Raw genomic sequence first — 20,266 nt, forward strand, 5'->3', positions numbered from 1 at the left:
CTCATTGCGCCGATCGCAATGGAAGAAGGTCTTCGCTTTGCGATCCGCGAAGGCGGCCGTACCGTGGGTGCCGGCGTCGTCTCCAAAATCATCGAGTGAGCGATTTGTGATACGATTCATGCCCTCGCGTCTGCGAGGGCCTTTCTTTTGTTCTTTGAGGATATCGAGATGAAAACGCAAAAGATCCGGATTCGCCTCAAGGCGTTCGACTACCGGTTGATCGACCTCTCAGCCGCGCAAATCGTCGATGCAGTCAAGCGCACGGGTGCGGTCGTTCGTGGTCCTGTTCCCCTGCCGACCAAAATCGAACGCTACAACGTGTTGCGCTCACCGCACGTCAATAAAAAGTCGATGGATCAGTTCGAGATTCGTACCCACCATCGCTTGCTCGATATCGTAGACCCAACGGACAAAACCGTCGACGCGCTTTCCAAGCTCGACCTTCCTGCCGGGGTTGATGTCGATATCAAACTGCTCTAAGCGCAATTGTTTTTTTGTGTTACAATGCTGCGTTCATCCGACGCAGCTTTTGTGTTTTGGTAACCTCCGGTCAATCGTAACCGGAATAGGAGATAAAAATGAGTCTTGGCCTTGTTGCACGCAAGGTCGGCATGACCCGAATTTTTACCGATGACGGGCAAAGCATTCCCGTCACGGTATTGGCGGCTGCCGGCAATCGCGTTGTTCAGATCAAGTCTCCCGAAACCGACGGCTATGCTGCCGTACAGGTCGGTTTTGGGGAGCGACGTCCCGTTCGGGTCACAAAACCGCTCGCAGGTCATTTCGCCAAGGCGGGTGTTGTTCCAGCTAAGGTGCTCCGTGAATTTCGTGTCGACCCGGCTGAACTCGGGCAGTTCAAGCCAGGGGACACCCTTTCGGTCGAACGCTTTCAGGTTGGGCAAAAGGTCGATGTCACCGGGCGCTCGATCGGTAAAGGCTTTGCGGGTGCGATCAAGCGGCACAACTTCAGTTCTAACCGCGCTTCGCACGGTAACTCGATTACCACCAACGCACCCGGTTCGATCGGTATGGCGCAAGACCCTGGGCGCGTTTTCCCGGGTAAACGGATGGCGGGTCATCTGGGGGATGAAACCGTCACGGTACAAAACCTGGAAGTGGTGCGGGTCGATGCCGAGCGTCAACTCATCTGGGTCAAGGGGGCGGTCCCTGGCGCGAAAGGTCGCGAGGTGATCGTTCGTCCCGCAGTGAAGGCCAAAGGCTAAGCGAGGCGACGATGGAATTGAAACTACTCGATACGAATGGTCAAGAGGCTGGTGCTGTGACCGTCTCGGACCAGCTTTTTGGTCGCGAATTCAACGAGCCGCTCGTCCATCAGGTCGTGGTGGCCTATATGGCCAACGCGCGTCGGGGTACGCGGGCGCAAAAAGACCGTTCGCAAGTGAAACACTCCACCCGCAAACCCTGGCGGCAAAAGGGTACCGGGCGAGCGCGCGCCGGGATGACCTCGAGCCCGTTGTGGCGTGGGGGTGGGAAGATTTTCCCAAGTACGCCGGACGAAAATTTTTCTCATAAAGTCAACCGGAAGATGTACCGCGCGGCGATGGCGTCGATCTTGTCGGAACTGGCGCGTCAAGGGCGGCTTGCGGTTGTCGACGGTTTCGACGTCTCAGCGCCGAAGACCAAATTGGTCGTCGAAAAGCTCAAGGCGATGGGGGTCTATGATCGCAACGTGCTCCTTGTTACGGACGTGCTCAGCGAAAACCTGCTGTTGGGCAGTCGCAATTTGAAGAATGTGTTGGCGCTGGAAGCGCACGAGGTCGATCCGGTTGCGCTCGTTCATTTCGACTTGGTGTTGGTGACCAAGGGCGCCATCGAAAAATTCCAGGAGATGTGGCAATGAGTGCGCTCAAGGAACGCCATTATCAGGTGCTGCTGGCACCGGTGATTTCCGAAAAATCGACGATGCTGGCCGAGACGCGCAATACCGTCGTCTTTCGGGTGGCGCCGGATGCCGAAAAACATGAAATCAAAGCGGCGGTGGAAGGTCTCTTCAACGTTCGCGTGCAAGGGGTGCGCGTCGTCAATGTGAAAGGCAAGGTGAAGCGTTTCGGCCGTTTTGCCGGTCGCCGCGCCAACGTTCGTAAGGCTTACGTGACGCTCGAGCCCGGCCAAGAGCTCGATTTCGTCATGGGTGGGAGTGCGTAATCATGCCGATCGTCAAACTGAAACCAACCTCTCCGGGTCGGCGCCACGTCGTCAAAGTCGTTCATCCGCATCTGCACAAAGGTGAACCGTACGCGCCGCTCGTCGAAGCGCAAATCCGCAAAGCGGGCCGTAACCATGTTGGGCGAATCACCACCCGACACAAAGGGGGTGGGCACAAACACCATTACCGAATCATCGATTTTTGCCGCAACAAAGACGGCATTCCGGCCAAAGTCGAACGGATCGAATACGATCCCAACCGTACGGCGCACATTGCGCTCGTTTGCTACGCTGACGGCGAACGCCGCTACATTCTCGCCCCCAAAGGACTCGAAGCGGGAATGGTGGTCGAAAGCGGCCCGCAAGCCCCGATTCGTGTCGGAAATGCGCTCCCGTTGCGTTCGATCCCCATTGGGACTACGATCCACAACATCGAGCTTCAGCCGGGTAAAGGGGGGCAGTTGGCTCGTGCCGCGGGCGCATCTGCGATGCTGGTGGGTCGCGACGGAGGCTATGCGCAGATCCGTCTCCGTTCCGGCGAAGTGCGTCGCGTCCCGATGGAGTGTCGCGCTACGATTGGGGAGGTCTCCAATAGTGAGCACAACCTGGAGAAACTGGGGAAGGCAGGAGCTTCACGCTGGCGCGGAATCCGTCCGACTGTCCGTGGTGTCGCGATGAACCCGATCGATCACCCGCATGGTGGTGGTGAAGGCCGTACCGGTACCGGTGGGCCTCCCGTCAGCCCGTGGGGTTGGCAGACCAAAGGGTATCGGACGCGTAAGAACAAGCGTACGGACGGCATGATTATTCAAAGCCGTCATAAACGGTAAGGGGTAAGCAATGGCACGTTCAGTGAAGAAAGGGCCTTTCGTCGACGCCCACCTCCTGAAAAAAGTTGAGGCGGCGCGCGCGAAAAATGACAAACGGCCGATCAAAACCTGGTCGCGTCGCTCGACGATCTTGCCAGAATTTATCGGTTTGACCTTTGCGGTGCACAACGGTCGCCAGCACGTTCCGGTTTTCGTCACCGAAGCGATGGTGGGCCATAAGTTGGGTGAATTCTCCTTCACCCGCACCTTCAAAGGCCACGCAGCCGGTAAGAAGGCGAAACGGTAAGGAGCGAAGCGATGAAAACCACCCAAGCAGTGATTCGCGGCGTGCGCCTTTCGCCACAAAAAGGCCGCCTGGTTGCCGACGTGATTCGCGGCAAGCCCGTTGCCGAAGCGCTCAACCTACTTGAGTTCATGCCGCAGAAAGGGGCGAAGCTCATCAAAAAAGCGTTGCTTTCCGCGATCGCCAACGCCGAGCACAACGATGGTGCCGACATCGACGCCCTCAAAGTGGTCCGCATCCACGTCGAAAAAGGGTTTGTGCTGAAGCGCTTTGCGGCGCGCGCCAAAGGGCGCGGGACTCGGATCTTGAAGCCGACGTCGCATATCTATGTGACCGTGGGCGAGTAAGGAGAAGCATCGATGGGACAGAAGATTCATCCAACCGGCTTTCGCCTCGCTGTCACGCGCGATTGGGTCTCGCGTTGGTATGCGCCCAGTAAAACCTTCGCACCGACCCTTCATGCCGACGTCGCACTGCGCCGCTATCTCAAAGAGCGCCTCAAGCATGCGGCAGTGAGCCGGATCGTGATCGAGCGCCCTGCCAAAGCGGCCAAAATCACGATTCATACCGCTCGCCCGGGTGTCGTGATCGGCAAGAAAGGCGAAGACATCGAAAAGCTGCGTCAAGAGGTTTCTGAGCGGCTGGGTATCCCTGCCCAAGTCGCGATCGAAGAGGTGCGCAAACCGGAACTCGATGCACAATTGGTCGCCGAGTCGATCGCCAATCAGCTCGAAAAGCGCATCCAATTCCGCCGTGCGATGAAGCGCGCGATGCAAAGCGCGATGCGTTTGGGCGCCAAGGGGATTAAGGTGATGACCTCAGGGCGTCTGAATGGGGCCGAGATTGCGCGTTCGGAATGGTATCGCGAGGGTCGCGTGCCGCTGCACACGTTGCGTGCCGATATCGATTACGGGTTTGCGGAAGCGCGTACCACTTATGGGGTGATCGGCGTCAAGGTTTGGATTTACAAAGGGGATGTTCTCAATCGTAACCAGTCGCCTGTTGCGGCGTCCCCTGAAGAACCGCGCAAATCGCGTCGTGCCACACGGGAAAACACACGTCGTGGCCGGGCTGGCCGCGCATCGGCTAAATCGGGAGTGAACCATGCTGCAACCGAAACGAACTAAGTATCGTAAGGTCCAGAAAGGGCGCAACAAAGGGATCGCTACGCGCGGCACCGAGGTCTCGTTCGGGGAATTTGGTTTGAAAGCGATTGGTCGTGGTCGTCTCACGGCCCGTCAGATCGAAGCGGCACGTCGCGCGATGACCCGCCATATCAAACGGGGGGGTCGTATCTGGATTCGCGTCTTCCCGGACAAGCCAATCACGCAAAAACCGGCCGAGGTTCGGATGGGTAGCGGCAAAGGGAACCCCGAGTATTGGGTTGCTGAAATCCAGCCGGGCAAGGTTCTTTACGAGATGGCTGGGGTCAGTGAGGAGTTGGCGCGTGAAGCGTTTCGCCTTGCCGCTGCGAAGTTGCCGTTCCGAACGATCGTCGTAACCCGACGGTTGGGGAGCTAACCATGAAAGCTAAGGATTTGAGAGAGAAATCGGTGGCTGAATTGAAAGAAGAGCAGCTGTCGTTGCGTAAAGCGCAATTCTCCCTGCGGATGCAGCTTGCGACACAGCAACTCAGCAATACGGCGCAGATGCGCGCAGTGAAACGCGATATCGCGCGCGTCAAAACCGTGCTGGCAGAGAAAGGGGTACGGACATGACCGCGAATCAAGGGGAAAAAAACCGCCGCCGCCTGCAAGGGAAGGTGATTTCCACGGCACGGCAGAAGACGGTGACGGTGTTGGTCGAACGCCGCGAAGCGCATCCGCTCTATGGCAAATATGTGACCAAATCGCGCAAGTTTCACGCCCATTGTGAAGATCCCAACGTGGCGCTGAACGATGTCGTCGAAATCGTCGAATCGCGCCCAATCTCCAAAACCAAGAGTTGGGTTGTTTCGCGAATCGTCACGAAAGCGGGTTTGGTGTAAGGTCTTGGCAAAATTCCGCAGCGACAGTATAATTGATGATTCTGGTTGTGCGCCCCGCGTGAGCGGGGCGTCTTGTTCCCAGTCCAATACTGTCCGCATTGCGGTATAAGTTGGAGTCAAAGATGATTCAAATGCAGACCCTTCTCGAGGTCGCCGACAACAGCGGTGCACGCAAAGTGATGTGCATCAAGGTGTTGGGTGGTTCCAAGCGACGCTACGCCAACGTGGGCGACATTATCAAGGTGTCGATCAAAGACGCTGCGCCGCGCGGTCGTGTGAAAAAGGGCGACGTGTACAACGCCGTGGTGGTGCGTACGGCCAAAGGGGTTCGCCGTCCAGATGGTTCGCTCGTCAAATTCGACGAAAACGCAGCTGTGCTCCTGAACAATAAATTGGAGCCGATCGGAACGCGTATCTTCGGCCCGGTGACGCGTGAATTGCGTACCGAGCGGTTCATGAAAATCGTTTCGTTGGCTCCCGAAGTGATCTGAGGTGTGTCATGCAGAAGATTCGGAAAGGTGACGAAGTCATCGTCATCGCAGGAAAAGACAAGGGGCGCCGTGGCGTGGTCCAAAAACGTGTCGGTGCAGACCGTGTCGTCGTTGCCGGCATCAATGTCGTCAAAAAGCATGTGCGCCCAAACCCGTTGAAAGGTGAGCCGGGCGGGATCGTGTCGAAAGAGATGCCGATTCATATCTCGAACGTGATGCTCTTCAACCCCAAAACCCAGAAAGGGGATCGGGTTGGCATCAAGATTCTGGAAGATGGTCGTAAGGTGCGGTTTTTCAAGAGCACCGGTGACCTGGTAGAAGCGTGAGGACACGACGATGGCACGGTTGTTGAAGCAATATCAGGAAGAGGTGGTCCCCGCGCTGATGGCTCGCTTTGGCTATCGCTCGGTGATGGAGGTGCCGCGCATCGTGAAGATCACCCTCAATATGGGAGTGGGTGAAGCGGTCGCGGACAAGAAAGTGATCGAAAACGCGATGAACGATCTGGCGAAGATCGCCGGACAAAAACCCGTGGTCACGCGGGCGCGGAAATCGGTGGCCGGTTTCAAGATTCGTGAGGGGTATCCCATCGGTTGTAAGGTCACCTTGCGCGGTGTGCGTGCCTACGAATTCCTGGATCGGCTGATTACGATCGCGCTCCCCCGTGTTCGCGACTTCCGCGGAGTCGGTGGCAAAGGGTTCGACGGTCGTGGCAACTTCAACCTGGGGGTTCGTGAGCAGATCATTTTCCCTGAAATCGAATACGACAAGGTGGATGCCGTTCGTGGTCTGAACATTACGATCACGACGACCGCGAAGACCGATGAAGAGGGTCGGGCGCTTTTAGAAGCGTTCCGTTTCCCGTTCCGGACGTAAGGGTACGAGTATGGCTAAGAAATCGATGATCAACCGCGAAAAGAAGCGGGAAGCGCTGGTAGCGAAATACGCGAAAAAGCGCGCGGAATTGTTGGCGATGATCAACGATCAGTCGCTGTCTCTTGAGGAGCGTATGGCTGCGCGTCTGAAGTTGCAGCAGCTGCCGCGTAACGCTAGTCCTGTGCGTCTGCGTAATCGTTGTGCGTTGACGGGCCGTCCGCGCGGGACGTTCCGTAAATTCGGGTTGTGCCGGAATCAGTTGCGTGAACTGGCGTTCACGGGTCAGATTCCGGGCATGACCAAGTCGAGCTGGTAAGGAGAGCGCGATGAGTATGACGGATCCCATCGCCGATATGCTGACGCGTATCCGCAATGCGCAGATGGTGCAAAAAAGCCATGTCGAAGTGCCGCATTCCAAATTGAAAGAAGCGGTGGCGAAGGTACTGCACGACGAAGGCTATCTTGCTGGATACGAAGTCTTGCGTAACGGCCCGAAGGCAACCTTGAAAGTGGCGCTGAAGTACTACGCAGGCCGTCCGGTGATCGATCGCATCGAGCGTGTTTCCCGCCCCGGCTTGCGGATCTATCGCGGCGCCGACGAATTGCCCAAGGTTCTGAATGGCCTGGGTATCGCGATCGTTTCGACGCCTAAGGGTGTGATGAGCGACCGTGAAGCACGCAAAGCGCGCGTAGGCGGCGAAGTGCTCTGCATCGTCGCTTAACGGGAGAAGAAAAGATGTCTCGAATCGCGAAACAACCCGTTGTATTGCCCAAAGGTGTGGAAGTCACCGTGAGTGGCGACGTGGTGCGCGCCAAGGGCCCACTGGGCCAACTGGAGATGAAAGTGCATCCTGCTGTGGCGATCGAAGTGGCCGACGGAGCTGCGCGGGTGCGCCCCAAAGCGGCGATCGTTCGCAGCAACATGTATGCAGGAACGATGCGTGCGCTGCTTGCCAATATGGTGAAAGGGGTTTCTCAAGGTTTTGAACGTCGTTTGCAACTCGTCGGCGTGGGCTACCGCGCTCAGGCACAGGGTAACCAAATCCAATTGTCGCTTGGGTTTTCTCATCCTGTGGTCCACACTCTGCCCAATGGGGTCAAGGCGGAGACCCCATCCCAGACTGAAATCGTACTCAAAGGGATCGACAAGCAGTTGGTGGGACAAGAGGCAGCAAAAATTCGCGCCTATCGTCCACCAGAGCCCTACAAGGGCAAAGGGATTCGCTACGCTGGCGAAGAAGTGATCCTGAAAGAGACGAAGAAGAAATAAGGTGGTTTGACCATGAACAAGAGACTTGCACGTTTGCGCCGCGCCCGCAAAACCCGGGCCAAAATCGCGCAACTAAAGAAAATTCGTCTGGTCGTCTATCGCTCCAATGCGCACATGTACGCCCAGATCACCACGTCCGACGGGTCGAAGGTGCTTGCTGCCGCATCGACGCTCTCGAAAGAGTTGCGTGACCAAGTGAAGAACGGCGGTAACGTTGCTGCAGCTGCGTTGGTCGGCAAAGCGATTGCCGAAAAAGCCAAGGCGCTCGGTATCGAATCGGTGGCTTTTGACCGTTCGGGGTATTTGTACCATGGGCGTGTCAAAGCGCTTGCAGAAGCTGCCCGCGAGGCCGGCCTGAAATTCTGACGGGGTGAAGCGATGAGCAAAAAAGGAAATAAAGGGCGCGAGTTTGACGCGCCAGAAGAGTTGATCGAAAATCTGGTTGCGGTCAATCGTGTCAGCAAGACCGTGAAAGGTGGCCGGATTCTGAGCTTTGCCGCACTCACGGTCGTCGGCGATGGCGATGGCCGTGTCGCGATCGGTAAAGGGAAAGCGCGCGAAGTCCCGGTGGCGGTGCAAAAGGCGATGCAGTATGCGCGTCGCAACCTGGTTGAGATTCCGTTGCGCAACGGCACCCTTCAGCACGAAATCGTCGGGAAACATGGCGCAAGCCTTGTGATCATGAAGCCAGCGCCTGCGGGGACCGGGATCATTGCCGGCGGTGCGATGCGTCTGCTCTTCGAAGCCCTTGGGGTCAAGGACGTCATTTGTAAGTCCTTGGGGGCTCGCAATCCGCACAACGTGCTCCGCGCCGCGATGAAAGGGCTCACCCGGATGCAAACACCGGCTGAGATCGCCGCAAAACGTGGCAAATCGGTCGAAGAGATCGTGGAGTAATCGAAATGAGCGCACAAACGATCCGCGTGACTTTGGTCCGCTCCGTGATTGGCACGCGCCAGGACCATCGTGCAACCGTTCGAGGTTTGGGGTTGCGTCGTCTGAACCATACCGTCGAGTTACCCGATACGCCGCAGGTGCGGGGAATGATCCGCAAAGTAGGCTATCTCTTGAAAGTCGAGGGGTAAGTGATGCGCTTGAATCAACTGCAACCCGCAGAAGGGGCCAAAAAAGCCCGCCGCCGCGTTGGGCGCGGTATCGGTTCCGGTTTGGGGAAAACCTGTGGCCGCGGTCACAAAGGGCAAAAGTCTCGGGCAGGCGGCTTTCATAAAGTTGGTTTCGAAGGCGGGCAAATGCCGCTGCAGCGGCGGCTCCCGAAGCGCGGCTTTACGTCGCCCAACAAAGGGCTTGTCCACGAGCTGCGTTTGAGTGATCTCGAGCGGCTGCCTGTCGATGAGATCGACTTGATCGTCCTGAAGCAGGCTGGACTCTTGCCGAACAACGCGATCGGTGCGAAGGTGATCGCGTCGGGTTCCCTCTCCCGCCGCGTCGTTCTGCGCGGGATCAAAGCGACGCGCGGTGCGCGCGCAGCGATCGAAGCTGCGGGCGGTTCGGTCGAAACGGAGTGATCGCGCTGTGGCGACGATGACCGCCCCTGGCTTCGCGCTCGGTAAATTCGCCGACTTGAAACGGCGTTTGTGGTTTCTCGTCGGCGCGTTGATCGTCTACCGGATTGGCGCGCACATCCCCGTCCCGGGGATCGACCCAGTGCAGCTTGCGAAGCTCTTCGAAACACAACAAGGCGGGATCTTGGGCGTGCTCAACCTTTTTTCAGGTGGGGCGCTTTCGCGATTCACGATCTTTGCTCTCGGTGTGATGCCGTACATTTCGGCGTCGATCGTGATGCAGTTGATGACTTATGCCTTCCCGCCCCTTGAGCAACTGCGCAAAGAGGGGGAAGCCGGGCGGCGCAAAATCGCGCAATACACGCGATACGGTACCGTCGCTTTGGCCTTCGTTCAGTCGCTGGGAATCGCGGTGGCGTTGGAGAACCAGCCCGGATTGGTCTTGGATCCCGGGTTTATCTTCCGGATGACGACGGTGGTCACCCTCGTCACCGGGACGATGTTTCTGATGTGGCTCGGTGAGCAAATCACGGAGCGCGGGATCGGTAACGGAATCTCGTTGCTTATATTTTCTGGGATCGTCGCTGGGTTGCCGCGCGCGCTCGCAGGTACGTTCGAACTCGTTTCCACTGGGTCGCTGCATCCCTTGGCTGCGCTACTCATCGTGTTCCTTGTGGTTGGCGTCACTGCGTTCGTGGTCTTCGTCGAGAAAGCGCTGCGCAAGATCCCCATTACCTACGCCAAGCGGCAAGTGGGCAATCGTCTCTATGGCGGCCAGAGCTCGCACCTGCCGTTGAAGCTCAACATGGCTGGGGTGATTCCGCCGATCTTTGCATCGTCGATCATCCTCTTCCCTGCGACTGCGGCGCAATGGTTCGGCGCATCAGAATCTCTCGAATGGCTGCGCAATATGGCCGCGGCGCTTTCGCCAGGGCAACCGATCTATATCTTGCTCTATGCGCTCGCGATCATTTTCTTTGCTTTCTTCTATACCGCGTTGGTCTTCAACGCGAAAGAGACTGCGGAAAACCTCAAGAAAAGCGGCGCGTTCGTTCCTGGGATTCGCCCCGGTGATCAGACCGCACGGTATCTCGATCGGGTACTGACGCGATTGACGCTGGCTGGTGCGCTTTACGTGACATTGGTCTGTCTGATCCCTGAGTTCCTCATTTTGGAGTGGAACGTTCCCTTCTATTTCGGTGGCACGTCGCTCCTGATCATCGTCGTCGTGACGATGGATCTGATGAATCAGGTGCAATCGCACATCATGTCTCATCAGTACGAGAGCCTCCTGAAAAAAGCGAACTTGCGCAGCGGTCGGACGAGGGGTTGACGCGATGGCCAAAGAAGATGTGATCGAGATGCAGGGAGAAGTGATCGAGAATCTGCCGAACACGACGTTTCGGGTTCGGTTGGAGAACGGTCACGAAATTTTGGGTTATATCTCCGGCAAGATGCGGATGAACTATATCCGGATTTTGCCCGGGGACAAGGTGACGGTGCAATTGACGCCCTACGATCTCACGCGCGGGCGGATCGTCTTTCGCAGCAAATAATTTTGGAGAGAAACGATGCGAGTACAGCCTTCTGTCAAGCGGATCTGTCGCCACTGCCGGATCATCCGCCGCCATGGGGTCGTGCGGGTGATCTGTAAAGAGGCACGGCACAAACAGCGCCAAGGTTGATCCTGGTGCATCTTTCCGCTAGAATTGCATGTTTTTCATTGGGGTGAGTGGATATGGCCCGAATTGCTGGGGTAAACGTACCCAACCATAAACACGCCGAGATTGCGCTGACCCACATCTTCGGGATCGGTCGTTCGCGCGCGCGCAAAATTTGCGACGCGGCGGGAGTTTCACGGCAAGCGAAGATCAAAGATCTCACGGACGCCGAAATCGAGCGCTTGCGCGAAGAGGTGGCTAAGTATAAGGTCGAAGGGGATCTGCGCCGCGAAATCACGATGAACATCAAGCGGCTGATGGACCTCGGGTGCTACCGTGGGATGCGCCATCGTCGCGGTCTGCCGGTTCGTGGTCAACGGACGCGGACCAATGCCAGGACGCGTAAGGGGCCGCGCAAGACGATCGCGGGCAAGAAGAAGTAATGTGAGGGTCAAGTAGCATGGCGAAGAGTGGAGTCAAGGCGCGTCGTCGCGTCAAAAAGAACGTTTCCGACGGGATTGCCCATATTCAGGCAACCTTCAACAATACCATCGTAACCATCACCGACCGGCAAGGGAACGCGCTGGCGTGGGCTTCCGCAGGCTCCTCTGGGTTCAAGGGGTCGCGCAAGAGCACGCCTTTCGCAGCGCAGGTTGCTGCCGACGCTGCCGGAAAAGCTGCGATGGAGTGTGGTATCAAAAATCTGGAAGTCCGCGTGCAAGGGCCGGGACCGGGGCGCGAATCGACCATTCGTGCCCTTGCTGCGTTGGGTATCAAAATCACCGGGATCGCCGACGTGACGCCGATTCCGCACAATGGATGCCGTCCGCCCAAGAAACGTCGGGTTTGATGAGGAGAATGATCAGTGGCACGTAATCGTGATCCAAAATGCCGTCAGTGTCGGCGTGAAGGTGAAAAACTCTTCCTGAAAGGGGAGAAGTGTTTCACCGACAAATGTGCGTTCGAGCGCCGTTCCTATGCGCCTGGTCAACACGGGCAGAACTCGGGGCGTCGTCTCTCGGGTTACGGTCAGCAGTTGCGCGCGAAGCAAAAAATCCGTCGGATCTATGGCGTACTGGAAAACCAATTCCGGCGGATTTATGCAGAAGCCGAACGGCGCAAAGGGCAAACCGGTGAAAACCTGTTGCAACTGCTCGAAGGTCGCCTTGATTCGGTCGCCTACCGCATGGGGTTTGGCGCATCCCGAGCTGAAGCGCGGCAACTGGTGCGTCACAATGGGGTATTGGTCAACGGCAAACGCGTGAATATCCCCTCCTATCTCGTACGCCCCGGTGACGTGATCGAACTCACCGAGCGTGCCCGCAAGCAGCTGCGCGTGCAAGCGGCGCTCAAAAGCGCGCAAGAGCGCGGTTTCCCTGAGTGGGTCGAGGTCAACGTCGAGGAAGGCAAAGGGGTCTTCAAGGCCTATCCGATGCGTGCGGAACTTTCGCCGACGCTCAACGAGCAGGCGGTGGTCGAGCTCTATTCGCGTTAACCTGACGAGAGGACAGCGCAATGCCGTTTGAATCTTATTTGACCCCGCGTTCGGTTCAGATCGAGATGCTGTCGCCGGTGACGACACGCATCACGTTGGAACCGTTCGAGCGCGGTTTTGGCCATACGCTGGGAAATGCGCTGCGCCGTGTTCTGCTCTCTTCTCTGCGCGGTTTTGCTCCGACCGAGGTGCGCATCACGGGTGTCCTCCATGAGTACAGTGCGCTCGAAGGGGTGCGTGAGGACGTCGTCGATCTGTTGCTCAACCTCAAAGGGGTGGTTTTTTGCCTTCACGACCGGGACGAAGCGATCGTCCGTCTGGAAGTGGTTGGCCCCGCAGTGGTGAAAGCAGGCGATTTTGCGTTGCCCCATGGCGTTGAGGTGATCAATGAAGAGCATGTGATCGCCCACGTCGAAGAGGGTGGGCGCCTGGAAATGGAGGTGGTCGTCGAGGCGGGTCGCGGGTACGTACCGGCTAGCAGCCGTGACAGTAAGGTGATCGGTGGGATTGCGCTGGATGCTTCCTTTTCGCCGGTACGCCGTGTCGCGTACACGGTGGAGAGTGCCCGTGTCGAGCAGCGCACCGACCTGGATCGCCTGGTTCTCGAGGTCGAAACCAATGGTGCAGTCGATGGGGTCGAGTTGGTGCGTCAAGCCGCGAAGGTTCTGATCGAGCAATTCCAGTTCTTCGCCAACCTCGAGGGACAAGAGGAAACGGCTGCGACGGAAGCGCAAGCGACGATCGATCCGATTTTGCTCCGACCGATCGACGAGCTCGAATTGACCGTGCGTTCTGCCAATTGCCTCAAAGCCGAAAACATCTACTATGTGGGTGACTTGATCCAGAAGACGGAGCAAGAGCTGCTCAAGACGCCCAATTTGGGTCGGAAGTCGCTCAACGAAATCAAATCGGTGCTTGCGGCGCATGGGCTCTCCTTAGGGATGAAGCTGGACAATTGGCCGCCTGCTGGGCTTGTGCGTGCGGATGCCGACAAACAGAAGGAAGTGTGATCATGCGACACAAAAAGGGTTATCGTAAACTCAACCGAACTTCGAGTCACCGTCAGGCGCTGTTGCGTAACCTCGCCAGCGCATTGATCCGCGAAGAGCAGATCGTCACGACGTTGCCGAAAGCCAAAGAGTTGCGTCGCTACGTCGAGCCGCTCATCACGCTCGCGAAGAAACCCACGGTGGCGAATCGTCGTCTTGCCTTTGCGCGGCTTCGTGACCGCGCTGCGGTCGTCAAGCTCTTCGACGATTTGGGCCAGCGCTCCTTGAACCGGCCGGGCGGATATACGCGCGTACTGAAGTTCGGTTACCGCGACGGCGACAACGCGCCGATGGCGATCATCGAACTCGTTGATCGTCAAACGGCAACCGAAAGCGGCGAGGCAACCGCCGCGCAATAAGCGCCGATGCGTCGCTTGGGCGATCGTGAAAGAGCCGGTAGCCTGTGCCACCGGCTCTTTTCTTTTGCCGTCACAAGAGAGGGGGTTAGCGATGAAAGTCGGTTTGGCGTTGGGATCGGGTTCCGCACGGGGATGGGCCCATTTTGGGGTCATCCGCGAATTGCGCGCGTTGGGTGTGTCGATCGATATCGTCTGCGGAACGTCGGTGGGTGCGCTGGTCGGCGCTGCGCTCGCTTCCGGAAACGAAGAAGCGATGGCGGAATGGGTGGCGCGCCTGGGTTGGACCGATGTCGTCGCGCTGATGGATGTGTCGTTGCGCGGCGGTGCGTTGCAGGGCGACAAGGTGGTCGAGTATTGTGCGGAACACTTTTTCGCCGACCGTTTCGAGGCGCTCCAACTGCCGTTTGCCTGCGTTGCGACCGAATTGAGTAGCGGGCGTGAGGTCTGGTTGCGCGAAGGGCTGCTCGCGCCGGCGTTGCGCGCGTCGATCGCGTTGCCGGGAATGTTTCAGCCGCAACGCTTGGGGGGTCATTGGTTGGTCGATGGCGGATTGGTGAACCCGGTGCCAGTCTCGCTCTGTCGCGCGCTTGGCGCGGACGTGGTGATCGCGGTCGAGCTCGGAGCGGGGAGAGCGACGCGCCACATGCGCAAAGCCGCAGAAGAGATCCCCACGCTGGGTGCTGTGTTGGCCACATCGATCAATATCATGCAGACGCGGATTGCGCGGGCGCGCTTGGCGGGTGACCCCCCCGACGTCCTCATTCAGCCGCGGTTGACCGAATTTTCGATTCTCGACTTCCATCGCGGCAAAGAGGCGATCGAAGAGGGAGTCGCAGCTACCCGCCGAGTCCGGGCGCAAATCGAGGCGGTGCTCGATGGTTTCTGAACAGAAAAAGGAGCTCGTCGCCGCGCTGCAGGCAGAACTGCCTGAGGGTCGTGTGGTGGCGCCGGACGAACAGTCTGCGCTTCTGACCGATTGGCGCGGCCGCTATCAGGGTGACGCGATCGCGGTCGTTTTTCCACGCACGACTGCTGAAGTGGCTGCTGTGGTCGCCTGGTGTCGTGCGCATCAGGTAACGATCACGCCACAAGGGGGTAACACCGGTTTGTGTGGCGGCGCAACTCCTTTGGGTGGGGAGCGGCCGCGGCTACTCCTCAATCTTCAGCGTCTCGACCGCATCCGTTCGCTCGACCCGTTGGGCGGTTTTCTGGTCGCAGAAGCCGGCGTGACCGTTGCTGCGCTGCAGGCAGCGGCTGCCGAAGCGAACCGTCTTTTCGCACTCTCGTTGGCCTCTGAAGGGAGTGCGACGTTGGGAGGGGTGTTGAGTACCAACGCCGGTGGCGTACATGTGGTGCGGTATGGGACGATGCGCGCGCAAGTCTTGGGCGTGGAGGCCGTGTTGGCGGATGGTTCGGTGGTGGCGAACCTCTCGGGGCTGCGCAAGGACAATACGGGATACGATTGGCGGGATCTGTTGATCGGCGCAGAAGGAACGCTCGGGATCATCACTGCGGCCGCGGTGCGACTCTTCCCGCGGCCGCGGTGGCAGCAAACGGTTTGGGTGGCGCTTGCCGATCTCGACGCAGCTGCGGCACTCTTCGTCGCGTTGCACGAGACCTTTGGGGACAAGTTGACCGCGTTCGAATTGATGGGGCGGACGGTGTTCGAATTGGTGCTGCGCCATATCCCTGAGGCGCGTGCGCCGTGGCAAGGGGCGGAGCTGCCGGAGTGGGCGGCGCTCGTCGAGTTGAGCGATACGGCACCTGCGGCGGGGCTCGAAGCGCTCACCGAATCGTTTTGGGGAGAAGCGTTTGAAAAAGGGTGGGTGTGGGACGTGGCGGTCGCGCTGAGCGAAGCGCAGCGGCTGCGCTTCTGGCAGTTGCGCGAGTCGGCTTCGGAAGCGCAGCAGCGTGAAGGGGTGAGCATCAAGCACGACATCGCGTTGCCGCTTGCGCAGATCGTGCCGTTCATTCGCGCGGGTGAAGCCCATTTGCCTGCCCGTTTTCCCGGCGTGCGCATCGCCTGCTTTGGCCATTTCGGCGACGGCAATCTCCATTACAATTGCTTTTTGCCGTCTGGGTTGGATCGTGCGGACCGTGCGGCCGCCGCAGCGGAGGTGACGCGCTGGATTCACGATGAGGTGGTGCGTCGTGGCGGCTCATTCTCTGCCGAACATGGCATCGGTTTGCTCAAGGTCGAAGCGATGGCACGGTACAAGTCGGATGCCGAATTGGCGTTGATGCGGCGCATCAAAGCGGCGCTCGATCCCGACGGCCTGTTCAACCCGGGAAAAGTGCTTCCCAAAGTCGGGTAAGGAGAAAAGATGGCTGGTACTCTGCCGTTCTTGACCCCGGTGCGCGAGGCGTTTCGTGCGCTCGATGAGACGATCCGTCAGCAACTCCACTCTGATGTAGCGTTGGTGCGTACGATCGCCGATTATCTGATCGCCGCCGGCGGCAAACGGTTGCGGCCAGCGGTTCATCTCTTGGCTGCGGGGGCGTGCGGATACGAAGGGCAGGATCGGGTCACGTTGGCCGCGGTGATCGAGTTCATCCATTCGGCGACGCTTTTGCACGACGACGTCGTCGATGAGTCCGATTTGCGCCGCGGAAAGCGGACCGCAAACGCGGTGTTTGGTAATGCCGCGTCGGTATTGGTGGGGGATTTTCTCTACTCGCGCTCGTTTGAGTTGATGGTTTCCGTTGGGCGGATGCGGGTGATGGAGATTTTGGCGAAGACCACCAATGCGATCGCCGAAGGGGAGGTGCTGCAGTTGATGAACTGCGGCAATCCCGAGGTGACTTGGGACGATTACTTCCGTGTGATCGACTACAAGACGGCGAAACTCTTCGAAGCGTCGGCGCAGCTCGGCGCGGTGGTCGCCGATGCCCCGCCTACGGTGGAATCGGCCTTGGCGACTTACGGCCGTCATTTGGGGATCGCGTTCCAGATCGCGGACGACGTGCTCGATTACACCGCGGACGAAGCGCAATTGGGGAAACACTTGGGCGACGATTTGGCCGAAGGGAAGCCCACTTACCCATTGCTCTACGTGCTCGAACAGGGGAGTGAAGCGCAAAAAGCGCTCATTCGCGAGGTGATCGAGGCAGGCGCGCGGGAGCGACTCGATGCGGTGGTGGCCGCGGTAGAGGCGTGCGGGGCGATCGCGGCCAGTTACGACGCAGCACGTTGCCATGCCGAAACGGCCAAAACGGCGTTGGCAGCGCTCCCCTCTTCCCCTTGCCGGGAAAGTTTGCTACAATTAGCAGACTTCGCCGTTGAGCGAACGTTTTAGCGAATCGGGGAATAGCTCAGCCTGGTAGAGCACTGCGTTCGGGACGCAGGGGTCGGAGGTTCGAATCCTCTTTCCCCGACCAATCGAAATCGACGTAACAAAAAACCCACCGGATTCTCGGTGGGTTTTTTGTTGGGTTTTGAGTCTTCTGCCGTCGCGGGCCGCGCACGGCCAGCGACGAGACCTTTTACGAAACTCGGCGCTTGTATTCGAACGTGTTGGTGTCGATTTCGATCTTGTCGCCGATCTCGACGAACGCCGGGACCTGGATTTCGAAACCGGTCGGTTTGATGCGCGCCGGTTTCATCACTTTACCGGAAGTGTCGCCGCGCACCGCTGGTTCGGTGTATTCCACTTCCCGAACGACCGAGGCGGGGAGTTCGACGCCGATGGGCTTACCTTGGAAGAAAACCAGCTCGGCGGTCATGCCGTCTTCGAGGAACGGCAAGACGTTCTCCATGTTCTCTTTTTCCACTTCGTATTGGTTGAACTCTTCGTCCATGAAGACGTACATCGGATCGGCAAAGTAGCTGTAGGTGCACGCTTTGCGCTCGAGAATGACCGTTTCGAACTTCTCGTCAGCCTTATAGACGGTTTCGGAGACGTTGCCGGTGAAGAGGTTTTTGAGCTTGAGCTTCATCACCGCCGCGTTGCGTCCCGACTTGTTGTATTCGCCTTTGAGCACGATATAGGGCTCATCCTTGATCAGGATGACGTTGCCGTTACGCAGTTCTTGCGCTTGTTTCATCATAGGGATCTCGCCTCTTTCCAAGCAAAAACAAAACGCTATTATCGCACGATCGGCAAACTCATTCCAAGCACGGTTTGCCCGAGTTCGGGTAACAGAAGTAGCGTTTCGCGCCATGCGGCTGCGTGGTGCGCCCAGGCCTCCCATTCGACGAAGGCTTGACGCCAATAGGGGGCGTCGGTGATCCGCGTTTCGGTATCGGCCAGGGGCCAGTGGCCGCCAAAGCGGGTGCGGAATGCTTCGGCGAAGTGTACGTGGGCGCCGTCTGCGCGCCGGTAGGGACTCCAGACGAACGGCCGTGCGGCCCATTGCGCGCGTACGAACGAGTCTTCGCCGCGGACCCAGTTGAGGTGGCTTAGCGCCAAGAGTCGATCGTAGTCGTCTGGCGGGAGAAAGGGGATCGGTTGCCAGACGTGTGGGGTACCCAGCCAGGCTTGCGGTGATTCGTCGAGCTCGATTCCGGCGGCGGCAAGCGCCTGCCGCGGCGCGCCAGGCGGAACGAAGAGAAGGGTGGGGGTTGGGTCCTCAGCAAGTGCCGCCAGGAGCCCCGAGAGCGGCGCATCGGCGTAACAAAAGAGTGAGATGCGGCGATAGCGCGTTGCGGGAAGTGGGGTAAGGCGTGTGAAAAAAGCGCGTGCCTCGGCGTCTGGAGATTCGGCAAAGCGGGTCAAGAGATCGGGTTCGCGCAAAAGCCCTCCGCATCTCGGTTCGAATCCGGGAATGCACCATTGGGCGTCGAGCGGCAGTCTCGGGTGGGGACTGCTGAGCCCGTGGACGCTGCCAGCCCAGGGCTCGGTAACCAGATGGTCGAGGACGATCCATCGTGGGGGGTGCGGGCGGCGTGCTGCGAATGCCGCTAGCCACGGGTCGCTGAATCCGCACGCAAACGCTTCGATCACCGCGTCGACTTGGGACACCTGGTCGCGATCTTCTGCCGTTGGCGCCGAACGGTGCCAACGGCGCACGGTGAGCGTGGGCAGGGAGGATGTCCGCGCTACGAACGATTGCGCCGCGTGCCAATCGTCAACCCACCAGACGACTGCGTGTTCCGCTTGGGCCAAAACGCGCGCCAGGCGCCAGGTGACGCCGATGTCGCCCCAGTTGTCGATGCGGGCGCAAAAAATCGCGATTTTCGTTCCGGAAATCAAAAGGGTGTCGATCGGTTGTGCCGGCACGGAATGCGTGTATTATAGAAAGCTTGGGTGCAACAGAGCAGGAGTGGTTTCAATGGTTCGCAAAGTGGGGATTGGGTGCGCCATCTGGCTCATCGCTGCGCAGTGGGCTTACGGGGCGACTCAGAACGAGTCGAGCGAATTGCCGCAACTCGATTTGCGCTTGCCCACAGGGGTCTATCGCTGTGCCTACGGGGAACCGTTGGTGGGGATCGATCGCAGCACCGAAACCAACGGGGCCGTGAAAGTTCACTATCAAGGGCGGGTGCATGAGCTGCGGCGGGAGATCTCGAAGTCGGGGTTGCCACGCTTTTCCGATGAAGCGGCGGGGCTTTTGTGGATCGATTTACCGTGGAAGAGTGTGCTTTTGAATCTCAGGAACGAGCGCCCCATCGCCAACGACTGCACCTTTGCCCCCGAGCTGACCCTAGCGCAACTCGATAAGGGGCATGCGGCAGAGCGTTCGCCTCAAGAGAAGCGCGTCAAGAAGGTTGCGAAAAACCATTGAGGCTTCTTTTGCTGTCTGCCTCGCTGCGAACAGCGGCCCGATTGGGTGGCAGTAAGGCGGCGGGTGTACCTTCACCGCCGGTCGCATTGGCAAGTTATAATTCAACCTTTTTGTGGAGAAGGAAGCATGGCAATCGAACGGACGCTCTCGATCATCAAACCCGACGCGGTTGCGAAGAATGTGATTGGCAAAATCTACCAGCGTTTCGAAGACGCCGGATTGAAAATCGTGGCGGCGAAAATGGTGTGGCTTTCGGAGAAAGAAGCGGCGGCTTTTTACGCCGTCCACAAGGAGCGCCCCTTTTTCAACGATCTGGTTCGCTTCATGACCTCTGGGCCGGTGATGGTCCAGGTGCTGGAAGGGGAGAACGCGATCGCGAAAAACCGCGAATTGATGGGCGCTACCGACCCGAAGAAAGCGGCGCCGGGGACGATTCGTGCCGATTTCGCCGAATCGATCGACGCCAACGCCGTCCATGGTTCCGATGGCCCCGAGACGGCGCGCACCGAAATCGCCTTCTTCTTCCCGGAAATGGCGATCTATTCGCGCTGA

The 20,266-nt window shown here is 58.6% G+C and carries 37 protein-coding genes and 1 tRNA gene; 36 read left to right on the forward strand and 2 right to left on the reverse strand.

All coding sequences use genetic code 11. From position 1 onward, the window contains the following. The 34 genes from KUL93_RS03445 to KUL93_RS03610 form a co-directional block, all read left to right on the forward strand. Window positions 1-99, forward strand: a 99-nt coding sequence (locus KUL93_RS03445) for an EF-Tu C-terminal domain-related protein (protein ID WP_217125835.1), incomplete at its 5' end; no start/stop codon positions are given. A 69-nt stretch (window positions 100-168) separates the two neighbouring features. Next, window positions 169-480 (forward strand): 30S ribosomal protein S10, encoded by a 312-nt coding sequence (gene rpsJ / locus KUL93_RS03450; protein ID WP_119336029.1) that lies wholly within the window; start codon window positions 169-171, stop codon window positions 478-480. 98 nt (window positions 481-578) lie between these two features. Next, window positions 579-1,223 carry a 50S ribosomal protein L3 gene (gene rplC / locus KUL93_RS03455; protein ID WP_217125720.1) on the forward strand — a complete coding sequence of 215 codons (645 nt, stop codon included), beginning with the start codon at window positions 579-581 and terminating at the stop codon, window positions 1,221-1,223. Between the two features lie 11 nt (window positions 1,224-1,234). Then, entirely contained in the window at window positions 1,235-1,861 is a 627-nt protein-coding gene (gene rplD, locus KUL93_RS03460; protein ID WP_217125721.1) for a 50S ribosomal protein L4, read from the forward strand. Further along, window positions 1,858-2,166, forward strand: a complete 309-nt coding sequence (gene rplW / locus KUL93_RS03465; RefSeq protein WP_119334479.1) for a 50S ribosomal protein L23 — start codon at window positions 1,858-1,860, stop codon at window positions 2,164-2,166. Before rplD ends, rplW begins: the two co-directional genes overlap by 4 nt. A 2-nt stretch (window positions 2,167-2,168) precedes the next feature. Next, window positions 2,169-2,996: a 50S ribosomal protein L2 gene (gene rplB / locus KUL93_RS03470; protein WP_217125722.1), complete on the forward strand. Its 828-nt coding sequence runs from the start codon at window positions 2,169-2,171 to the stop codon at window positions 2,994-2,996. Between the two features lie 10 nt (window positions 2,997-3,006). Further along, window positions 3,007-3,282 carry a 30S ribosomal protein S19 gene (rpsS, locus tag KUL93_RS03475; RefSeq protein WP_217125723.1) on the forward strand — a complete coding sequence of 92 codons (276 nt, stop codon included), beginning with the start codon at window positions 3,007-3,009 and terminating at the stop codon, window positions 3,280-3,282. A gap of 11 nt (window positions 3,283-3,293) precedes the next feature. Continuing rightward, window positions 3,294-3,626 carry a 50S ribosomal protein L22 gene (rplV, locus tag KUL93_RS03480; protein ID WP_217125724.1) on the forward strand — a complete coding sequence of 111 codons (333 nt, stop codon included), beginning with the start codon at window positions 3,294-3,296 and terminating at the stop codon, window positions 3,624-3,626. A 12-nt stretch (window positions 3,627-3,638) separates the two neighbouring features. Beyond that, entirely contained in the window at window positions 3,639-4,406 is a 768-nt protein-coding gene (gene rpsC / locus KUL93_RS03485; RefSeq protein ID WP_217125725.1) for a 30S ribosomal protein S3, read from the forward strand. Next, window positions 4,384-4,800 carry a 50S ribosomal protein L16 gene (gene rplP, locus KUL93_RS03490; protein ID WP_217125726.1) on the forward strand — a complete coding sequence of 139 codons (417 nt, stop codon included), beginning with the start codon at window positions 4,384-4,386 and terminating at the stop codon, window positions 4,798-4,800. The genes rpsC and rplP overlap by 23 nt, the downstream gene beginning before the upstream one ends. Before the next feature lie 2 nt (window positions 4,801-4,802). Further along, entirely contained in the window at window positions 4,803-4,997 is a 195-nt protein-coding gene (gene rpmC / locus KUL93_RS03495) for a 50S ribosomal protein L29 (protein ID WP_217125727.1), read from the forward strand. Beyond that, window positions 4,994-5,266, forward strand: coding sequence for a 30S ribosomal protein S17 (gene rpsQ, locus KUL93_RS03500; protein ID WP_217125728.1), 273 nt, complete (start codon window positions 4,994-4,996; stop codon window positions 5,264-5,266). The genes rpmC and rpsQ overlap by 4 nt, the downstream gene beginning before the upstream one ends. 122 nt (window positions 5,267-5,388) lie before the next feature. After that, entirely contained in the window at window positions 5,389-5,757 is a 369-nt protein-coding gene (gene rplN, locus KUL93_RS03505) for a 50S ribosomal protein L14 (protein WP_217125729.1), read from the forward strand. Window positions 5,758-5,765: 8 nt separating this feature from the next. Beyond that, the gene (gene rplX, locus KUL93_RS03510) at window positions 5,766-6,083 is read left to right on the forward strand and encodes a 50S ribosomal protein L24 (RefSeq protein ID WP_217125730.1); all 318 of its coding nucleotides are present in this window, start codon (window positions 5,766-5,768) and stop codon (window positions 6,081-6,083) included. A 10-nt stretch (window positions 6,084-6,093) separates the two neighbouring features. Further along, the gene (gene rplE / locus KUL93_RS03515) at window positions 6,094-6,633 is read left to right on the forward strand and encodes a 50S ribosomal protein L5 (protein WP_217125731.1); all 540 of its coding nucleotides are present in this window, start codon (window positions 6,094-6,096) and stop codon (window positions 6,631-6,633) included. Window positions 6,634-6,643: 10 nt separating this feature from the next. Further along, the gene (gene rpsN, locus KUL93_RS03520; protein ID WP_217125732.1) at window positions 6,644-6,949 is read left to right on the forward strand and encodes a 30S ribosomal protein S14; all 306 of its coding nucleotides are present in this window, start codon (window positions 6,644-6,646) and stop codon (window positions 6,947-6,949) included. Between the two features lie 10 nt (window positions 6,950-6,959). Then, the gene (rpsH, locus tag KUL93_RS03525) at window positions 6,960-7,355 is read left to right on the forward strand and encodes a 30S ribosomal protein S8 (RefSeq protein WP_217125733.1); all 396 of its coding nucleotides are present in this window, start codon (window positions 6,960-6,962) and stop codon (window positions 7,353-7,355) included. 14 nt (window positions 7,356-7,369) lie between these two features. After that, window positions 7,370-7,903, forward strand: a complete 534-nt coding sequence (gene rplF, locus KUL93_RS03530; RefSeq protein ID WP_217125734.1) for a 50S ribosomal protein L6 — start codon at window positions 7,370-7,372, stop codon at window positions 7,901-7,903. 12 nt (window positions 7,904-7,915) lie between these two features. After that, complete coding sequence (gene rplR, locus KUL93_RS03535; RefSeq protein ID WP_217125735.1) at window positions 7,916-8,269, forward strand: 50S ribosomal protein L18; 354 nt, start codon at window positions 7,916-7,918, stop codon at window positions 8,267-8,269. A gap of 12 nt (window positions 8,270-8,281) precedes the next feature. Further along, complete coding sequence (gene rpsE / locus KUL93_RS03540) at window positions 8,282-8,800, forward strand: 30S ribosomal protein S5 (RefSeq protein ID WP_217125736.1); 519 nt, start codon at window positions 8,282-8,284, stop codon at window positions 8,798-8,800. A gap of 5 nt (window positions 8,801-8,805) precedes the next feature. Beyond that, window positions 8,806-8,988: a 50S ribosomal protein L30 gene (gene rpmD, locus KUL93_RS03545; protein ID WP_217125737.1), complete on the forward strand. Its 183-nt coding sequence runs from the start codon at window positions 8,806-8,808 to the stop codon at window positions 8,986-8,988. A 3-nt stretch (window positions 8,989-8,991) separates the two neighbouring features. Further along, complete coding sequence (rplO, locus tag KUL93_RS03550; RefSeq protein ID WP_217125738.1) at window positions 8,992-9,429, forward strand: 50S ribosomal protein L15; 438 nt, start codon at window positions 8,992-8,994, stop codon at window positions 9,427-9,429. Between the two features lie 16 nt (window positions 9,430-9,445). Next, a complete protein-coding gene (secY, locus tag KUL93_RS03555; RefSeq protein ID WP_217125836.1) occupies window positions 9,446-10,759 on the forward strand; it encodes a preprotein translocase subunit SecY in 1,314 nt (437 codons plus the stop codon). A 4-nt stretch (window positions 10,760-10,763) separates the two neighbouring features. Next, on the forward strand, window positions 10,764-10,982 hold the full coding sequence (gene infA / locus KUL93_RS03560; RefSeq protein ID WP_119334497.1) for a translation initiation factor IF-1: 219 nt from the start codon (window positions 10,764-10,766) through the stop codon (window positions 10,980-10,982). Between the two features lie 15 nt (window positions 10,983-10,997). Further along, on the forward strand, window positions 10,998-11,111 hold the full coding sequence (gene rpmJ / locus KUL93_RS03565; protein WP_119334498.1) for a 50S ribosomal protein L36: 114 nt from the start codon (window positions 10,998-11,000) through the stop codon (window positions 11,109-11,111). A gap of 53 nt (window positions 11,112-11,164) precedes the next feature. Beyond that, window positions 11,165-11,530, forward strand: a complete 366-nt coding sequence (gene rpsM, locus KUL93_RS03570; protein WP_119334499.1) for a 30S ribosomal protein S13 — start codon at window positions 11,165-11,167, stop codon at window positions 11,528-11,530. A 17-nt stretch (window positions 11,531-11,547) separates the two neighbouring features. After that, complete coding sequence (gene rpsK / locus KUL93_RS03575) at window positions 11,548-11,937, forward strand: 30S ribosomal protein S11 (protein ID WP_119334500.1); 390 nt, start codon at window positions 11,548-11,550, stop codon at window positions 11,935-11,937. Between the two features lie 15 nt (window positions 11,938-11,952). Then, window positions 11,953-12,582: a 30S ribosomal protein S4 gene (gene rpsD / locus KUL93_RS03580; RefSeq protein WP_217125739.1), complete on the forward strand. Its 630-nt coding sequence runs from the start codon at window positions 11,953-11,955 to the stop codon at window positions 12,580-12,582. A 20-nt stretch (window positions 12,583-12,602) separates the two neighbouring features. Continuing rightward, complete coding sequence (locus KUL93_RS03585) at window positions 12,603-13,592, forward strand: DNA-directed RNA polymerase subunit alpha (protein WP_217125740.1); 990 nt, start codon at window positions 12,603-12,605, stop codon at window positions 13,590-13,592. Window positions 13,593-13,594: 2 nt separating this feature from the next. Next, window positions 13,595-13,990, forward strand: a complete 396-nt coding sequence (gene rplQ, locus KUL93_RS03590; protein WP_119334503.1) for a 50S ribosomal protein L17 — start codon at window positions 13,595-13,597, stop codon at window positions 13,988-13,990. Window positions 13,991-14,081: 91 nt separating this feature from the next. Next, on the forward strand, window positions 14,082-14,876 hold the full coding sequence (locus tag KUL93_RS03595; protein WP_217125741.1) for a patatin-like phospholipase family protein: 795 nt from the start codon (window positions 14,082-14,084) through the stop codon (window positions 14,874-14,876). Continuing rightward, window positions 14,866-16,305 (forward strand): FAD-binding oxidoreductase, encoded by a 1,440-nt coding sequence (locus KUL93_RS03600; protein ID WP_217125742.1) that lies wholly within the window; start codon window positions 14,866-14,868, stop codon window positions 16,303-16,305. Before KUL93_RS03595 ends, KUL93_RS03600 begins: the two co-directional genes overlap by 11 nt. Window positions 16,306-16,314: 9 nt before the next feature. After that, window positions 16,315-17,286: a polyprenyl synthetase family protein gene (locus tag KUL93_RS03605; RefSeq protein WP_217125743.1), complete on the forward strand. Its 972-nt coding sequence runs from the start codon at window positions 16,315-16,317 to the stop codon at window positions 17,284-17,286. A 5-nt stretch (window positions 17,287-17,291) separates the two neighbouring features. Next, window positions 17,292-17,368, forward strand: a tRNA-Pro gene (locus tag KUL93_RS03610). Between the two features lie 105 nt (window positions 17,369-17,473). Here the strand turns inward: KUL93_RS03610 and efp are convergent. Together efp and earP are read right to left on the reverse strand one after the other, a co-directional pair. After that, window positions 17,474-18,034 (reverse strand): elongation factor P, encoded by a 561-nt coding sequence (gene efp, locus KUL93_RS03615; RefSeq protein ID WP_217125837.1) that lies wholly within the window; start codon window positions 18,032-18,034, stop codon window positions 17,474-17,476. A gap of 41 nt (window positions 18,035-18,075) precedes the next feature. Continuing rightward, a complete protein-coding gene (earP, locus tag KUL93_RS03620) occupies window positions 18,076-19,209 on the reverse strand; it encodes an elongation factor P maturation arginine rhamnosyltransferase EarP (protein ID WP_217125744.1) in 1,134 nt (377 codons plus the stop codon). 52 nt (window positions 19,210-19,261) lie between these two features. On the opposite strand from earP, the gene KUL93_RS03625 reads away from it, so the two are divergent. Beyond that, complete coding sequence (locus KUL93_RS03625) at window positions 19,262-19,714, forward strand: hypothetical protein (RefSeq protein ID WP_217125745.1); 453 nt, start codon at window positions 19,262-19,264, stop codon at window positions 19,712-19,714. Between the two features lie 126 nt (window positions 19,715-19,840). Beyond that, window positions 19,841-20,266, forward strand: coding sequence for a nucleoside-diphosphate kinase (ndk, locus tag KUL93_RS03630; RefSeq protein WP_217125746.1), 426 nt, complete (start codon window positions 19,841-19,843; stop codon window positions 20,264-20,266).

The organism is Hydrogenophilus thiooxidans (genome assembly GCF_019049855.1).
GTDB lineage: Bacteria > Pseudomonadota > Gammaproteobacteria > Burkholderiales > Rhodocyclaceae > Hydrogenophilus > Hydrogenophilus thiooxidans.

What these genes read in the sequence shown, in the direction of transcription:
- rpsJ (WP_119336029.1), top strand. Translation starts at nt 169, where the DNA reads ATGAAAACGCAAAAGATCCGGATTCGCCTCAAGGCGTTCGACTACCGG.
- rplC (WP_217125720.1), top strand. Translation starts at nt 579, where the DNA reads ATGAGTCTTGGCCTTGTTGCACGCAAGGTCGGCATGACCCGAATTTTT.
- rplD (WP_217125721.1), top strand. Translation starts at nt 1,235, where the DNA reads ATGGAATTGAAACTACTCGATACGAATGGTCAAGAGGCTGGTGCTGTG.
- rplW (WP_119334479.1), top strand. Translation starts at nt 1,858, where the DNA reads ATGAGTGCGCTCAAGGAACGCCATTATCAGGTGCTGCTGGCACCGGTG.
- rplB (WP_217125722.1), top strand. Translation starts at nt 2,169, where the DNA reads ATGCCGATCGTCAAACTGAAACCAACCTCTCCGGGTCGGCGCCACGTC.
- rpsS (WP_217125723.1), top strand. Translation starts at nt 3,007, where the DNA reads ATGGCACGTTCAGTGAAGAAAGGGCCTTTCGTCGACGCCCACCTCCTG.
- rplV (WP_217125724.1), top strand. Translation starts at nt 3,294, where the DNA reads ATGAAAACCACCCAAGCAGTGATTCGCGGCGTGCGCCTTTCGCCACAA.
- rpsC (WP_217125725.1), top strand. Translation starts at nt 3,639, where the DNA reads ATGGGACAGAAGATTCATCCAACCGGCTTTCGCCTCGCTGTCACGCGC.
- rplP (WP_217125726.1), top strand. Translation starts at nt 4,384, where the DNA reads ATGCTGCAACCGAAACGAACTAAGTATCGTAAGGTCCAGAAAGGGCGC.
- rpmC (WP_217125727.1), top strand. Translation starts at nt 4,803, where the DNA reads ATGAAAGCTAAGGATTTGAGAGAGAAATCGGTGGCTGAATTGAAAGAA.
- rpsQ (WP_217125728.1), top strand. Translation starts at nt 4,994, where the DNA reads ATGACCGCGAATCAAGGGGAAAAAAACCGCCGCCGCCTGCAAGGGAAG.
- rplN (WP_217125729.1), top strand. Translation starts at nt 5,389, where the DNA reads ATGATTCAAATGCAGACCCTTCTCGAGGTCGCCGACAACAGCGGTGCA.
- rplX (WP_217125730.1), top strand. Translation starts at nt 5,766, where the DNA reads ATGCAGAAGATTCGGAAAGGTGACGAAGTCATCGTCATCGCAGGAAAA.
- rplE (WP_217125731.1), top strand. Translation starts at nt 6,094, where the DNA reads ATGGCACGGTTGTTGAAGCAATATCAGGAAGAGGTGGTCCCCGCGCTG.
- rpsN (WP_217125732.1), top strand. Translation starts at nt 6,644, where the DNA reads ATGGCTAAGAAATCGATGATCAACCGCGAAAAGAAGCGGGAAGCGCTG.
- rpsH (WP_217125733.1), top strand. Translation starts at nt 6,960, where the DNA reads ATGAGTATGACGGATCCCATCGCCGATATGCTGACGCGTATCCGCAAT.
- rplF (WP_217125734.1), top strand. Translation starts at nt 7,370, where the DNA reads ATGTCTCGAATCGCGAAACAACCCGTTGTATTGCCCAAAGGTGTGGAA.
- rplR (WP_217125735.1), top strand. Translation starts at nt 7,916, where the DNA reads ATGAACAAGAGACTTGCACGTTTGCGCCGCGCCCGCAAAACCCGGGCC.
- rpsE (WP_217125736.1), top strand. Translation starts at nt 8,282, where the DNA reads ATGAGCAAAAAAGGAAATAAAGGGCGCGAGTTTGACGCGCCAGAAGAG.
- rpmD (WP_217125737.1), top strand. Translation starts at nt 8,806, where the DNA reads ATGAGCGCACAAACGATCCGCGTGACTTTGGTCCGCTCCGTGATTGGC.
- rplO (WP_217125738.1), top strand. Translation starts at nt 8,992, where the DNA reads ATGCGCTTGAATCAACTGCAACCCGCAGAAGGGGCCAAAAAAGCCCGC.
- secY (WP_217125836.1), top strand. Translation starts at nt 9,446, where the DNA reads ATGACCGCCCCTGGCTTCGCGCTCGGTAAATTCGCCGACTTGAAACGG.
- infA (WP_119334497.1), top strand. Translation starts at nt 10,764, where the DNA reads ATGGCCAAAGAAGATGTGATCGAGATGCAGGGAGAAGTGATCGAGAAT.
- rpmJ (WP_119334498.1), top strand. Translation starts at nt 10,998, where the DNA reads ATGCGAGTACAGCCTTCTGTCAAGCGGATCTGTCGCCACTGCCGGATC.
- rpsM (WP_119334499.1), top strand. Translation starts at nt 11,165, where the DNA reads ATGGCCCGAATTGCTGGGGTAAACGTACCCAACCATAAACACGCCGAG.
- rpsK (WP_119334500.1), top strand. Translation starts at nt 11,548, where the DNA reads ATGGCGAAGAGTGGAGTCAAGGCGCGTCGTCGCGTCAAAAAGAACGTT.
- KUL93_RS03585 (WP_217125740.1), top strand. Translation starts at nt 12,603, where the DNA reads ATGCCGTTTGAATCTTATTTGACCCCGCGTTCGGTTCAGATCGAGATG.
- rplQ (WP_119334503.1), top strand. Translation starts at nt 13,595, where the DNA reads ATGCGACACAAAAAGGGTTATCGTAAACTCAACCGAACTTCGAGTCAC.
- KUL93_RS03595 (WP_217125741.1), top strand. Translation starts at nt 14,082, where the DNA reads ATGAAAGTCGGTTTGGCGTTGGGATCGGGTTCCGCACGGGGATGGGCC.
- KUL93_RS03600 (WP_217125742.1), top strand. Translation starts at nt 14,866, where the DNA reads ATGGTTTCTGAACAGAAAAAGGAGCTCGTCGCCGCGCTGCAGGCAGAA.
- KUL93_RS03605 (WP_217125743.1), top strand. Translation starts at nt 16,315, where the DNA reads ATGGCTGGTACTCTGCCGTTCTTGACCCCGGTGCGCGAGGCGTTTCGT.
- efp (WP_217125837.1), bottom strand. Translation starts at nt 18,034, where the DNA reads ATGAAACAAGCGCAAGAACTGCGTAACGGCAACGTCATCCTGATCAAG.
- KUL93_RS03625 (WP_217125745.1), top strand. Translation starts at nt 19,262, where the DNA reads ATGGTTCGCAAAGTGGGGATTGGGTGCGCCATCTGGCTCATCGCTGCG.
- ndk (WP_217125746.1), top strand. Translation starts at nt 19,841, where the DNA reads ATGGCAATCGAACGGACGCTCTCGATCATCAAACCCGACGCGGTTGCG.